Origin of the sequence: Amycolatopsis sp. NPDC051758, from assembly GCF_044453095.1 — a bacterium.
In the GTDB taxonomy this organism is placed as follows: domain Bacteria; phylum Actinomycetota; class Actinomycetes; order Mycobacteriales; family Pseudonocardiaceae; genus Amycolatopsis.
The window spans coordinates 663,118-677,169 of the sequence record NZ_JBITCJ010000006.1 but is presented as its reverse complement, the minus strand read 5'-3'; the positions used below and the strand labels follow the sequence as shown (position 1 = coordinate 677,169).

General features: G+C 67.2%; 10 protein-coding genes. 3 read left to right on the top strand and 7 right to left on the bottom strand.

Translation table 11 applies throughout. From position 1 onward, the window contains the following. Nucleotides 1–400 precede the first annotated feature (400 nt). From ACIA5G_RS30365 to ACIA5G_RS30355, 3 genes are all read right to left on the bottom strand, one after another. Nucleotides 401–2,092, bottom strand: coding sequence for a hypothetical protein (locus ACIA5G_RS30365; RefSeq protein ID WP_395929233.1), 1,692 nt, complete (start codon nt 2,090–2,092; stop codon nt 401–403). Between the two features lie 949 nt (nt 2,093–3,041). Beyond that, entirely contained in the window at nt 3,042–3,359 is a 318-nt protein-coding gene (locus ACIA5G_RS30360; protein ID WP_395929231.1) for a hypothetical protein, read from the bottom strand. Nucleotides 3,360–3,732: 373 nt separating this feature from the next. Further along, complete coding sequence (locus ACIA5G_RS30355; RefSeq protein WP_395929229.1) at nt 3,733–4,671, bottom strand: hypothetical protein; 939 nt, start codon at nt 4,669–4,671, stop codon at nt 3,733–3,735. Nucleotides 4,672–4,972: 301 nt separating this feature from the next. On the opposite strand from ACIA5G_RS30355, the gene ACIA5G_RS30350 reads away from it, so the two are divergent. The 3 genes from ACIA5G_RS30350 to ACIA5G_RS30340 all read left to right on the top strand — a co-directional run bounded on the left by ACIA5G_RS30350 (nt 4,973) and on the right by ACIA5G_RS30340 (nt 7,182). Then, the gene (locus ACIA5G_RS30350) at nt 4,973–5,497 is read left to right on the top strand and encodes a hypothetical protein (protein ID WP_395929227.1); all 525 of its coding nucleotides are present in this window, start codon (nt 4,973–4,975) and stop codon (nt 5,495–5,497) included. A 2-nt stretch (nt 5,498–5,499) separates the two neighbouring features. Further along, nucleotides 5,500–6,063 carry a hypothetical protein gene (locus tag ACIA5G_RS30345; protein ID WP_395929225.1) on the top strand — a complete coding sequence of 188 codons (564 nt, stop codon included), beginning with the start codon at nt 5,500–5,502 and terminating at the stop codon, nt 6,061–6,063. Between the two features lie 225 nt (nt 6,064–6,288). Then, nucleotides 6,289–7,182 (top strand): carbon-nitrogen hydrolase family protein, encoded by an 894-nt coding sequence (locus tag ACIA5G_RS30340; RefSeq protein WP_395929223.1) that lies wholly within the window; start codon nt 6,289–6,291, stop codon nt 7,180–7,182. A 72-nt stretch (nt 7,183–7,254) separates the two neighbouring features. Here ACIA5G_RS30340 and ACIA5G_RS30335 read toward each other — a convergent pair whose 3' ends face one another. The 4 genes from ACIA5G_RS30335 to ACIA5G_RS30320 form a co-directional block, all read right to left on the bottom strand. After that, nucleotides 7,255–8,232: a C40 family peptidase gene (locus tag ACIA5G_RS30335; protein WP_395929221.1), complete on the bottom strand. Its 978-nt coding sequence runs from the start codon at nt 8,230–8,232 to the stop codon at nt 7,255–7,257. A 93-nt stretch (nt 8,233–8,325) separates the two neighbouring features. Then, the gene (locus ACIA5G_RS30330; protein WP_395929219.1) at nt 8,326–9,417 is read right to left on the bottom strand and encodes a replication-relaxation family protein; all 1,092 of its coding nucleotides are present in this window, start codon (nt 9,415–9,417) and stop codon (nt 8,326–8,328) included. 134 nt (nt 9,418–9,551) lie between these two features. Next, nucleotides 9,552–12,113, bottom strand: coding sequence for a type IV secretion system DNA-binding domain-containing protein (locus ACIA5G_RS30325; RefSeq protein ID WP_395929217.1), 2,562 nt, complete (start codon nt 12,111–12,113; stop codon nt 9,552–9,554). A gap of 37 nt (nt 12,114–12,150) precedes the next feature. After that, nucleotides 12,151–14,052, bottom strand: a complete 1,902-nt coding sequence (locus ACIA5G_RS30320; RefSeq protein ID WP_395929215.1) for a VirB4 family type IV secretion system protein — start codon at nt 14,050–14,052, stop codon at nt 12,151–12,153.

Below are 14,052 nucleotides of genomic sequence, written 5' to 3'. Positions count from 1 at the left end.
AAGCTCACCCCAGTCGAGTTTGAGACCATCTACACCACCGCAGCAGCGGCCTGAAAATAGTCAGCTCCGGTGTCAACCGAAGTCTGGGCAGACCCAAGGCCGGCTCATTCGGGGCTGGTGGCGCCAGCACCGAGTCTTCCGACGGAATCTCCGGCGGCCGGGTCGACCCAGCCGCGTTGCGGCGAAACCCGCTTCGGCGACGACGGTCGGGGGAGTCGAGGATCGGCACAGCGACGCAAGCTCACTACGACCTTGTGTACCTCCGCCAGGGCACGGTCCGTGCTGTCGGCCTGGATCTCGCTCGGCGACGCCCCGCTTGCCCGCGCTGGGCTCGCTCTATCTGGAGTGCGGCTACCACCGGTCCACCACGAAGAAGCGGCGACCCCGCTCAGCCGCCCCTTTATCGTCTACGCCTTAGCAATCGCCGAGCAGAGTTTGCGATCATCTCGGGCACAGATTTAATCAGTTGCCCCTCATCCGTCGCGAACGTCTTGGACCGCACTGCCGCTGCCATGGCCGTCCCGACAGCGAGTGAGCCGTTGTAGTTCGGGTGGATGGTGCCTTCGGTGTCACCTTGTGAGGCAAGCGACTCCTTTGCCCTTACGAAGTACCTGCGATCTGAGTCTGTGCAGTATCCTCGCCCCTCGAATTCTCTAGCGATTCCTGAAATGTAGCCCCACTCTAGGGCCTCGGCCTGTGCCTCAAGTTGCTTGTTGAGTTCCTCCGCCAAGCCCTTAAGCATCTTCGTGTCTGCGCCGGAGAGCTCGAAATTCAGTAGATCGTCGAAGAGTTCACAGCCCGCCCCGGCTTCTCCATTTGGCATGTCGAAGAGACCTGTCGGATATTCGGTCAAGTATACGTCTCGTATGTTGAGAGATGAAAGCGCCGCCTTGAGTTTGCCGAGATTGACAGGGAGAACGACTGCGATTTTCTGCATCGCGACGTCTCTTATTATATCACGATTGACTTTCCTTTGATCGGGATCTCCCGGTAGGCGAAAATCGGATGTGAGAAGATTCTTTAGCGTTCCGGTGGCGTCCAAATCATTGATTCCGATTTGGATGATCAGGGCGTCGATTCTTTTTCGTCCAAGGGACCTCTCGACTTCCTCGATCTGGCCGACGGCTCCAATCCATTGATCTTCAGTGTCTGATCTCCGTGCCAAGAGGCCGCTCTGAATCGTTGATCCGGTTCTGCCGAACGGCAGGAACGTGACCACTTCACCTGCCGGACGGTCCTCTAGTAGTCGCGCAGCAAACGCCGGCCCACTGCGGAGAGATCGGTAGGCGTTAGGTTCGAGCCATTCCGGCTTGGGGTCCATTTCCATCTTGTAGTCGAGCGCCCGCGCGACGGTCATTGACTCTCTCTGGATCCGATCCCAGGCATAGTTGAGAACCTCGCGGGTGAGCGCATAGTTAACGGCGCCCGGGACGAACGTGGAAACTAAAATGTCGAACCAGCTGACATCCGGATGATAATCGGCCGGCTTTCCTGGTACGTCGGGATTGCCCTGACCTGACGCTGCGGAGTCGCCAATCGAGACAACTGTTCGATCCTTTAGAGTGAACCGAAGGTTCTTGGTATCGGATGCTCCGGCGGGCGTCCGAATGCTGACGGATAATTCGAAGGTTCCTGGCCAGGGGACATCGACGATGTATCGCCAGGCTGCGTCAGCCTGGCTGAAAAATTCGCGTCCACCTCGAGTTGAATGGAGAATTTGTGTGCGTGTCGCAGAAAAGGTTCTCGCTGGACCTAGACTGCCGGGAAATAGACGCGGTCCCCTTCCGTTGATTGTGTATTCGAAATAAGTGCCGATCGGCACGTTGAGTCGCTGTGTTATCACCGCATGCGCGGGTGGTCCGTGGTGCTGCGTACCCGGCGGGAGCTGGTCGGCCTCTGGATCGATTATTGTCTCAATAGACCCTCCTGGGAATGCGTCGACAAATATGCGGTAGCTAGAAGGGTTTAGGTAGTTCTCGGTGTACTTATGGACGATCGGGTCGTAATCGAATCCCCTGCGCGGAAATCGTGTCCCTGCCTCGGCTCGGAATCGGTCTGCGATCTCCTGGGTGGTCACATTCGGGTGTGCCATGTCGTGATTCCATCCTGTCTGTCAGTGTCCGCATGTCATTCAAAAGGAGCGGATTCATGTTGGCTTCCGATAGAAGTGGTCAAGTTGTTGACGCTACTCAGCTGGGCGGTTCATAGCTGCCGCCGGTTGGCTGAATTCGTCGTATATGGATCATTCGGGCTGGGTTGTGCCCAATCTACTGCGGATGTCTTCAAGTGCGGCAGCGTCTGCAGACCCTGCCGTTGACCACGGGCGATGGAGCTGGGGCAGTTGGCGTGAATCGCGAAGGTGCGGGTGGTTGCAGAGGCAGTGGCGTTCACTTTGTCGAGTTCGACCGGCTCCGCTGGCATCCATTTGGGCACGGTCACGCGGGCCGTGCCCTCGATCCGAACCAGATCCCAGTACAGGTCAGCTTCATCCCAGTCGCGGCCTTCGTTTGCGCGAGGTTGTCAACGGCGGCGGTGAGCAGGTCGGAACTGGAGCGCCTGAGCTACGTCGAGCCGACCGAGGAGCGCGAACGCCACGAGCGGGAGCGCGCTGGCGGGGGAAGCCGCCGCGACCGGTGACGACGCCAGCGCCTGACCAACCCTGGCGACGATCGGCGCGGTGGCTGTCACTGAACCTGGTGCCGCCAAGAGTACGACGCTCATGTGCACCTCGCCTACCTCACCGCAGAGACCGACTGCTCGTGGGCAGCTGCTCACGCGGGAGGCAAAGGCTGCGGGCATTCACCCCCATCACTGTGTTCAGGGCCGGCGAGCCGCGCCGGAGAGCCGGGTCGAAGACCGGCGCCTCAAGGTCCCGCTCCGTTCGCCGTGCCCGTGCTCGCGGACCTGCTGACGAACCGGCAGCCGCGGGAGTTCACACCGTGGCTGACCGGGCGTTTTCGCGGGGCGGGACCAGGCACCGTCGGCCGACTCGCCCGACCACCGGCAAGTCCCCAGTGCGGAACAGAGCGATGATCGGCGAATCACCCCTCCAGATGCGTGGCGACGTCGGTGTCGAGCCAGGCGTTGACATCATCGATGGGCCGCCGCCGTAGCCCGATTCCGACTTCGATGGGAACGATCAGGGTGGCGATGGCGTCATCGCTGCGTCGATCCTCGGCCCACCGTGCTCTTTGCCGCCGAACTGGTCCGTCGCGGCTGGCCACCGGACAGTCGTCCACCCTGCGGCGGATCGGGCCGCTCTTGGAAGACCAGCCGAAAGCGAGTGCGTGGTTGGGCACCTCGATGACCGGCAGCTCGGACAGGCCGAGACGTGGCGTGCTCCAGTCGGCGGCCCGCACCGCCCAGCTAGTCGCCCAGACCAGCCCGGCTTCTCGATCGAGTAGCTCACGCGATCACACGTCATGCTCGAGGTTCATCGACACGGTCCCCACCGCCGGACGACGATCGGGACCGAGCCCGTCGAACTCATAACGTCGCTAGCCCAAATCCGCTAGCGCCTGCTCACCGCCTGCCAGCACAGGGTCGGCGGCCAGCACGCCGTCGACATCGATCGCCACCACCGCGCCGCGCATCGCCGCTCCTTCACCCTCACGCACGCCCCTCCGGCGAGGAACGCGCTCAGCTTCTATCGTGGTCCGATCGCGTCGCAGGCCGCAGCCAGCGGATCGGCTGGCTGCGGCCTGCGGATGAGTTGTGGGTGTCCTGGGGCGGCTATGGGGCGGTGCTGGTGGTCGGCGGGACGTCGGTCTTGCCCGGGTTGATGGCGAACCGCTTCGGTGCCTCGCAGGTTTTGATCGCGTACCCGTCGGCGACCAGCTTCTCCAACGCGTTGTTGACCGCGCCGCCAGAACGCCCGAGGTCGTGGCCGATCTTGGCGGGCCCGAAGCTCTCGTTCGGACGCTCGGTCAGGTACTCCTCGACCAGGGCCCGCAGCCCGCCTTTGCGCAGCCGTTCCTTGACCGCGGGGACCGTGCCCTTGCTGGACTCGTTGCCCGCAGGCGGCGTTTTCGCCGCCGGGCGACTTCCGTTGTCGGTCGGGTTCGTCACCGGTGCGACCGGAGCCGAGCCGGGCGGCGGGCTGGTGGCGTCGACGCTCGCGCCGCCTTCGTCGGATGCGGTCGAACCGGTTTCCGCGGTCTTCTCGTCGGTGGCCTGGTTGACGTCGGCGTCCGACGTGTCCTGCGGTATCACCTGTGCCGTGGCGTTCTCGACCGACGGACCGTCGCCCGGTGCCTCGGTGGCGTCTGCTTCCGCCGTCGTGACGTCGTCGAGCGTGCTGGCGTGGTCGGTGTCCGACGTCGCTGCCGTGTCCGTGGGCGTCCCGGTGGTGTCCGGTGCGGGGGCGGCGTTGTCAGGCTGCGCCAACGTCCAGGTGTCGGGAGTGCGGGGACCGTCGCCTGCTGCGCGGACCGCGGTGCCGTCGAGGTGCCAGCGCGCCAGGACCTTCGCCGCGGTCGAACGGCCGACCCCGGCCGCCATCGCCAGCGCGGCGGTGGTGGAGCCGGGAAGGCCAGCCAGTGCCAATCGCACCTTGTCTTCGGTGGTGGGTGTTGGCAACTGGGCGGCGGTCGACGGCACCGCCTGCAGGTGGCGATCGCCGTTCGTGCTGTGGGTGGCAGCGGCGCGATTCTTGCGGTTTGTACGGGACATGACGAGCTCCGTGTGTCTGCGGTGGAATGGATGGCCATGCCCCGGCCGGGGGCGCTGCCCGCCGGTGCGCATCCGGTGGTTCGGGCTACACGTATATGAACGCTTCGTCTCTGCCTCCGTGTCAAGTGATTCGCCGGAACGCATCCGTCTCGTGTGGACAATCGCCATGCATGCCATCGAGATGCTTTGGAGGTATTTCGACGATCTGCGCCATGATCGCTTGACATCGCCGCGTACACGGAGCGTCGATGGACCTGTCATGGACCCGACCGCGGTCCACTGGTCGTAAGGGATGGATCTCATGGACGAACTCACCATGTCGGCCGGCGCCATCGCGTCACTCGGCGAGGCTCCGGCTCCAGCACTGACGAAGGACGTGGATCTCGTACCCGCGCTTGGATTGACTCCGATGCGCTGCCCGGATGGATTCGTCGCGATCCTCGTGACATGCGTCGACGTCGCCAACGGACTCGACCTCGACCAGGACGGCGACGCGGAACTCCTGGCTGGACAGTGGATGGTTGCCATTCCCCAGCCGGATCGTGGCAATGACGGCGATGTCATCCTGATGCTGCACGAACCGAGCAGGCCGCCGATTGCGGGGGACACGAGCACACAGGTCGATATCGAGATGCGGTTGCTCAACGGCCGACGCTGGCAACGAGTGGGCATCTGGACCGAGCAGGACAATCGCTGGCCGCACATCGTCGCGCCGACCGTGTCAGCGATTATGGGACTGCACACCGACATTCTGGAACTCGAGGACCCGCCACACCGAGTTCGGAGCGCCTCGAGCCGGGTGCCTGCTCATCTAATGACGCCGTAGCTGTGAAGGTCTTGCTGAAGTTCGGCCGTTTTGCCGTCGACACGTGTGTCAGCGCAGTCGCGGCCCAGGGCGTCATCTCCATCCTTTCACCGTCCTGGCTGCCGCCTGACTTGCGTACGAGTGCCCTTTCGGGTCTGATCGCCGTCGTGTTCGCTCTGCTGTATGCGGCGCACAGGATCGCGGCATCGTGGCGGGCGGCGTATGAAGTGGGAGCGGATTTCAGCGTTCTGGTTGGCCTCATCAAGCAGGGCCCGCATCGGCGATCGCTGTTCGATCCGGTCGACGAGGTCGTTCTGGTGTGCCGCAACGGCGCAAAGAGGAGGCTTCTGGAGGTGATGCGCGTCAGCGGTGAGGACTACCTGGCTCTAGCAGAGGGCACAGTCCTTTCTCCTGGTCGAGACCTTCCTCCTGACCACCTGGGTGCCCAAACTGGTCTCGCGTCGGGTCGACCCATGGACGATGACGCTCGACCCGTGGGGCTTGGCCTCTCACGACTGATCCGGTGCCCGCACCTGACGACGAACCGCGTGCGAGCGGCAAGAGGATCATCGCGCGGGCGGGACTGACGCTTGCCACCCCGGAGGACGTGCGTGTCCTGGCCGACCAACTTGCCCGCGCTGTGCCGTAGGCAGTGACAACAACGATTGAACTGTGGCCGCTGGGCCCCGAGCAGTCGACACACTGCTTGAACCCGGCGGCTACGGTTGATCCGGGGCCCATGCTGACACGCTGACCCGCTGTCTGGACGCGTTGGGGCCAGCTGGCCGGCGGGGGTTGGCAAGATGGGTCGTATGAGTCAGACGCTGCGGTTGGCCGTCGCGCAGAGCACGGTGCCAGAGGATCCGTCGGATCGAGACGGTCTTCGTAAGAGTGGATCGGAGATCCGGGCTTTGATGCGGGAGGCGAGTGCCGCGGGTGCCCGGTTGGTGCAGCTCCCGGAGGGCGCGATCACCTATCCCGACAAGTATTTAGTGGCGGGGGATGGCGACGGGGGGTTGTGTGAGGCGGATTGGTCGCGCGCAGCTTGGGATGTGATTCGGGAAGAGGCGGAGGCGGTCGCTGACCTCGCCGGTGCGCTTGGGATTTGGACGGTGTTCGGTTCGATCCATCGGTTGTCCGGGGCGCACCGTCCGCACAACAGCCTGTATGTGGTCTCCGACCGCGGCGAGCTGGTAGGCCGCTATGACAAGCGGTACCTGTCGCATAGCGAGATCAGTTACCTGTACACGCCGGGAGTGGCGCCGCTGGTCTTCGAGGTTGACGGGTTCCGGCTCGGCTGTGTCCTCTGTATCGAGGTCAACTTCCCTGAGTTGTTTGCCGAGTACGAGAGTCTGGACGTTGATTGTGTGCTGGCATCGGTCATGATCGACGACCTGCCGAGGTCGGTCGTGGCACAGGCGTACGGCACTCTCTACAACTACTGGGTCGCCTACTCGGTCCCGGCCCAGTTCAGTGCGACGGCCCCAGCTGGCCTCGTCGCACCCGGTGGGCGATGGATTGCACGCGCTAACAGCGACGGGCGACCCGGTCTAGCCGTCGCCGAGCTCGATCGAGACGCGCCGGACACTGACATCGACGTGGCAGTGCAGCTCGCACGGCCGTGGCGCCGGACAGCCAGAGCAGGACTCTACGAACCCCATGTCGTGCAGGGTGATCCCCGCAGTGACACGCGCACCGCGTTCTGAACTGGTTCTTGTTCTGGGCGGCAACACTTAGGCGCGGAACATGTCAGGTTCCCTCGGAAACTACAGCGACGATCAGCGTCCTGGCCGGGTTGCGCCCACATAGTCGTCGCCTCGGTAGCGGTAGTTGCCGACTTTCACGCGCTGGCCGAAGTCTGGCGCGTTGACCATTTTGCCGTTTCCTATATAGAGCCCCACGTGCCGGATTCTTGTCGAGGTTCCGTAGTAAACAAGGTCTCCCGGTAGGAGTGACTGTCCATCGGGCACTCGTGGCCCGGCTTGATACTGGGTGTGTGCGGTGCGAGGGAGAGAGACCCCGGCTGCCTCGTAGGCGGCCTTGGTCAAGCCTGAGCAGTCGAACCCTTGATCCCCGTTCAGCGGGCCGTTTCCGCCCCATACATACGGCAGACCTCGTTGTCCGCACGCATAGTTGATCGCAATCATCGCGGCGGCGGTGGCGGCCTGGATGTTGTCGCAGTCCCCGGTCCCGGTCGCGGGTGCGGGTTCGCAGCGGACCCCGGAAACGGCGGCGACGACCGCGCGCGCGGTGTCCTCGTGTTGGGCGTAGGCGTTCGGGAATCCTGAGCCCTGGACTGCTTGCGCGGCGTCGTTGACGCTCATGTTCTGCCAGTTCGGTGTGGCCATGAGGTGATCGAAGAACTTGGACGCCGCGTAGGTCGGCGTGGTGATCTCTTCCGGGCTGCCCCAGCCCATCGAGGGCCGCTGCTGGAACAGTCCTAGTGAGTCCCGGTCGCCGTAGTGCAGGTTGTGCAGCTGGGACTCCTGCATCGCGGCGGCGATCGCGACTACCCACCCGGGTTCGGGCACGCCCTTCTGCTTGCCGACCGCAACGATGGTGGCAGCGTTGCCGATCTGCTCGGCGGACATCCCCGGCACCGTGCCGTTGGGGGCATCATCCGGTACGCACGTCAGCGACGCCGACGAGCCGCCGCTGCCGAAGAAGGCACCGGCGATCTCGGCGATGCCACCGCCGATCAGCACGGCAAGGGCGAGGATCACACTCGCTACCCCGGCGCCGACCTTGGCTCCCATACGCGGCTCGCGCTCCTTTCCTTAGGAAACCCCCACATCGGCCGGCGAGGGCCATGTCGGGACGTCGCCGGGCGGAGAATGCGACCTTTCGTCTCAGCGCACGTCACGAGCAACGCGGTTTGGTGCGGCCGGCGGCGGAACCGGGGTCGGCGGGGGCAGTCGGAAAGGCGAGGCCGCCGCAGCGTCGCTGACCTCGTTCTCACCGGCGTGGGGCAAGGTCGGGTCGGCCGGCGGAGCCAGGCCGGGCCAGGCGTCGGCGAGGTCGGCCAGGCGGTAGCGTGGGCCGGCACGACCGGCGCGCGCAGAGGTCAGCGGCAGCCAGACCGACTCCGCGGGGCTGGGATGCGAGTCGGTTGGAGCGAGCAGGTCGGCTGCGGCCGTGGCTACCGGTACCGCGTGAGGGTGGTCGAGGTCGGCGTGCACACGAGCCAACGCGGCGCGGGCTCCGGCCTCACGGCGGGTGGTGGGCAACCACACCAGGACCGGAGTGGCGATGCCGGTCGACTCGGCCAGCCGTGCGTAGCCGATGAGCTTGCGTCCGACCTTGGTCAGGGATTCGGTGCCGGTGTCGAACTCCAGGAACCACTCCAGCTCCCGCGCGGCCTTGCCATGGCCGGCGCGCCAGCGGCCGTACCCGTCGGGGATGACGAGGTCGCCGAAATGCCGGGCGCAGCGGGATTCCGACCACCACACCGCCATCGCCTCGCCGGCGGACGGTGCGTGGCGGGTGCGGGCGATCAGCGAGGTGAAGAAGTCGTTCACGCCGACGGTGTGGGCGAGGCGCTGGTTGTGGGCAATACCCATGGCGCGGTCGTGCCGATATCCGAGGTCTTTGACCTCCAGGCCGTGTTCAGCGGCGAGCACGGCAGCGCCGGCCGGGCCGAGGACGTAGTGCATCGGGGCGGATCCGAGCTGCTGGAATGGTTGGAAACGCGAGACCGCACGCCAGAGGTAGAGCTCGCGTAGCCGCTGGCGCACCGAGCGGCCGGAGGGGAACGCGGCGTCCTGGATCTGGCCGGTGGTCAGCACACGGTGCTCGTACAACAGCGCCAGCAGCCACTTGTCGCGGATGGTGAGCCGGGCGGCGAGGACGGCCTGGTGCTCGACCGAACTGGCGGCGCGCGCGGTGTGGCGGCCGGGTAGGTGGCCGCGCAGGGAATGCTGGCGAGTGGTGGTCGTGATCACGGCCGCTCCTGTCGAGGAGTTGTGAACAGGGTGTGGACAAGTCCTGTGGGCAGCTCGGACTCAAGCCCCCCCGATGGGCCGGGAGCCGGCTACGTCCGTTGTTGACGCGGCGAGCTGCGGAGTCGTGCGGGTGCTCACGGGCGGGTACGACGTGGGTCGGTCTTGGGCGGGCGGGTCGGCGCAACCCGCCGCCCGTCCGGCGCGGAGAGGGGCGCGCTGGCGGAGGGACTGACGCGAGTTGCCGTGCCGTCGTCGCTGCTGCGCGCGCGGCGCCGTGCCCGCAGCATGGCCCGGATTTCCCGTGCCCGTCCGGGGATCGGGGCGGGCAATGGGTTGGTGATCATGGTGAATGGCTCGGATTCGCCGCCGTTGGTGACCAGCCGCGCCGCGGCGTGGTAGGTGTCGAGGTGGGACAGGTCATGGGCGGACAAGCGTGGTGCGGTGTGCTGAGCGAGCTCGCGGGCGTCTTCGGGGGAAGCCGAGTAGATGACCTTCGAGCGGGCGTTGGTGGACAGCCCTTCCTTCAGCTCGCGGTGCAGTTGAGCGAGGTTCTGGTGCGCGAGGGTCCAGCCCACGTGGTAGCCGCGGGACTCCGGAAGGATGTCTTCCAGGGAGTACGGCATGTTGAGGAAGTTGTGAAACTCGTCGACGACGACGTTGGCGTCGGGCCGCAGCCGTTGCGGAGTCCGGGCTCGCGCGGTCGCTGCTTGCCAGGTGCGCGCCACGACGAGGGAACCGACCAGCCGGGTGGTTTCGTCGCCCAGGGAGCCTTTGGGAATGCGGACGAGGCAGATCCCGCCCTCGTTGAGCACCTGTGCCATGTCGACGGTGGAGCGGCCTCCGGCGATCGCCTCGTTGACGAACGGCCGCAGCAGGAACGCCCGCAGCTTGTTCATCAGCGGGGAGATGATCTGGGAGCGGGCACTGTCGGTCAGCTCGTTGTAGCCCTCCCAGAACCCGGTGAGGACTGGGTCGGACAGCCCGGTGGTGATGCGGGCCCGGAACGCATCGCTGGTGAGCAGCTTCGGGAGGTCGGCCAGCGTGGGTACGCCTTCTTGCGCGCGCAGGGTCAGGCAGGACACGCGCATCAGGTCGTCGGTGCGCGGACCCCAGAACGCGGAGTAGACGCGCCGGAACACCGACACGACGTTGTCGACCTCGCGGTCGGTGTCCTCGCCGTCGAGCGGGTTGATGATCGGCGGCCGGTGCCTCGAGTCGGCGTCGAAAAGCACCACCCGGTCCGCGGCAGACAAGGGAGTCCGGTTGAGGATGTCGGTGACGAGGTCGCCCTTGGGGTCGATCACCACGACGCCGCGGGAGTGTTCGATGTCGTCGAGGACCAGGTTCGCGAGCAGGGTCGACTTGCCCGAGCCGGTGGCGCCGATGAGGTGCAGGTGCTGGCGGGCGTCGGCCACGCGCAGCCCGACCGGGCGGGCGTGGCCGGTGTCGGCTCGCCCGAGCGGCTTGACCTCCGGCCCCGGCGCCGCGACCGACGGTGGCGGGGCGACCGCTCGCGCCCCGGCGCGCTCCACGCCGGGGATCTCGGCATCGACAGGCAGGTGCGCGAGCGCGGCCAGCTCGGGCACCGACAGCAGGTCTCCGCGCTCGAGTCGACGCTCGGCGAGAGCCTGGGAAGGCCGGCGGAGGCGAGTACGGCGGTAGTGGTTGTGCTCGGTGTAGGCGGCGAATGACGCGGCCAGCGCGTGCGCCCGGCCGCGCGCGGTGTCGCGGACCTGGCGGGCCAGGTCGTCGGCGGCGTCGGCGGGCAGGTCGGTAGCCACGGCGTAGCGCACAAGAGTTTCGTACTGGGAGCCGCGTTGCTTGCCCACGATCGCCTTGTTCTGGGCGGAGTACTCCAAGGACAGCTGCGGGTCCTGGCTGATCCGCCGCGCATCCGTGGTCCGCCCCGACCGGGTGGCCTTCGCCCCGGGGGTGACCACGTCGAGGATCCGGCCGCCGAGGTGGCTGGAGGAGGCGTGGTGAACGCGACGGGCGGCGCGGCGCGCCTGGGCGACACGGCGGCCGGTGACCGGGCGGGCGAGGATCTGCACACAGGCGCGTTCGTCGCGGCCCAGCCCTACCGGCGCGCCGAGCAGGCCACGGATCGGGTCTGCGTCGAAGCCGGTCCGGATCGGCAGGGCCTCGGATCGGGCCAGCCGCAGCCCTCCGCCGACGGTGATGCGCCGGCGCCCGGCCGGGAGGTCGGGAAACGGTGAGGTCGCAGCGGTGGTGCGGGTGTGCGAGCCGGGCCACGCGGCCTCGATGGCGCGTTCGACGAGGCTGGGCGGGATGACGCCGGGTACCCAGAACTGGACGGTGACGCCGTGCTCGCCGAAGACGTACTCCAACGCCAGGTGCGGCTGCCCGGCCCACCATCGTCGCCACGTGGGCCGCAGCAGCCCGACGAGGTTGGACCAGACCGCCGCGCCGCCGGCCGGGTCGACCGTCGGCGGGGCGAGCACGGTGATCCGGCGAGCGTCTGCCAGCAGCGCACGGTGCCGGCGGGCGAGCCACGAGCGGCGGGCGACGGCCCAGCCCAGGACCGCGAGTGTCATCGCGGAGACGGCCACCGGCCCCCAGGCCAGCGCCCATTCGCGCAGCGTGGCGAGCACGGCGGCGGTGACGTGACCGGGGTCGCGCAGGTAGTCGCTCACCCAGCCCTGAGGCAGGGGAGCGCGGATGGTGTGTGCAGGCATCACGAGCCTCCTGTCGAGCAGCAGCGCAGGGTGAGGGTCAGGCCGGGTCGAGCTCGACCTGGCCGAGGTCGTCGAAGCCGGGGCCGTCGAGGTCCGTGTCGGTTGATCCGAGGTCGACGTCGGAGTCGGTGAGGCCGCGATCGGTGTGCTGCGAGGCCTCTGCGGCGAAGCGGGCGAGTTCGGCCGGGTCGGTGGTGATCAAGAAGTTCTCGGTCGGCGAAGCGAGTGACTGGAACGCCACCCGGTGCGCGCCGGCCACCAGCAGGCCTTGGCCGCGGTCGGCCGAGAGCAGGAACTGCCGTTCCCCGGCGGAGAGGTCGAACGCCTCGGCGACTTCGTCGATGGCCTGGGGTGCTTGGCGCATCAGGATCTGGGTGGCGCTGTTGGCGACGATGGCCTTGCCGAGCTCGGTGCCGAGCACGTCGGGCGGATCCTGGCTGGCGAAAGTCAGCCCGCACCAGCGTTTACGCAACGCTTTGCCCATCCGGTACAGGTAGCGGCCGCCCTCGGGCTGCTGCATGAGCAGCCACGCCTCGTCGACGACCACCAGGCGGGGGCGCCGGTGTGCCGGGTCGGACACGCGCCGCCAGACCGCGTCCAGCACCAACAGCGTCCCGATCGCGCGCAGCTCGTCGGGCAGGTCACGCAGCGAGAACACCACCAGGTGCCCGTCCGGGGTGGTGGAGGTGGGGCCGTCGAACAGGTCGCTGAAGGCGCCGTCGACGAACGGGTGCAGCCGGGCGGACAGGTCCGCGGCGGTCGGGTCGCCGTGGTCGCCGGTGGCGGCGAGGACGTCGCGTAGGTCCCGCAGCAGGGGAGCGGGGCGGGTCCAAGTGCGCGGGTCGGCGGTGATCCCGACGCGGGCGTAGGTGGCGGTGATGGCGGTGTCGAGCACTGTCCGCTCGCCCGGGGTGATGGCGGCGCCGAACAGGACGGCGAGCACGGTGTGCAGAAACAGGCTGCGTCGACGCAGCGCGTCCTGGGATGCGGTGCGCCGCCCGGCCGGGTCGGTGTGAATGGGAAGGTCGAACGGGTTGAGTCGGACGTTGTTGGCGCCGAGGTGCAGGTAGGTGCCGCCGACCTGGGCGGCGAGGCGGGCGTACTCGTCTTCGGGGTCGATGACGAACGCCTGGACACCGGCGTACAGGCTGCGCAGGGTTTCGAGCTTGACCAGGTAGCTCTTGCCGGATCCGGAGCGGCCGAGGACGACGGAGTTGTAGTTGTCGCAGGCGAAGCGGTCCCAGTGCACCAGCCCTTGCGATCCGACGTTGTAGCCGTAGAGCACGCCCGTGGGCACTGCGGTGGTGGGATCGGCGGCGGGCAGGTCGGGTGAGGTGAACGGGTAGGACGCGGCAACGGCGGGCGTGTCGAACGTTCTGGTCAGGCCGAGAGAGTCCAGGCCGAGCGGCAGCGTGGAGACCCAGCCTTGCAGGGCCCGGTAGGTGGCGGGCTTGGCGTCCAGCAGCAGCGACGCGCACAGCGACCGCAGCGCCGAGACCTCGTCCGCCAAGGACTCTTCGTCGGGGGCGTGCACGGTGAGGTACAGCCCGAAGCGGAACAGGCGGCCGTCGCCACGAGCGATGCGCCGGGACAGGTCGGCGGCGTCGTCGGCGGCGGCGTCGAGGTCGGGGTCGTCGAGCCGGTCGTGGCGGGTGTTGTGCCGACGGGACGACTCGAGCTTCGCGCGCTGGCGGCGCAGGCCGGTGGCGGCGGTGGCCGGGTCGATTGGCTGGATGTGCACGGAGACGTCGAGGCGGGCCGGATAGGTCAGCAGCGGCGCGAGCCACCCGGGATACACCTCCTGCGGATAACCGGTGATCCCGAAGGAGGCGACGAACTCGTTGCCGACCTCCAGATGCCGGGCGCCCACCGACAGCGAGTCCGGGGTGAACGCGCTCGCCGACCCGCTACGGGCCTGGCGGCGTGTGGTGCGGGCCAT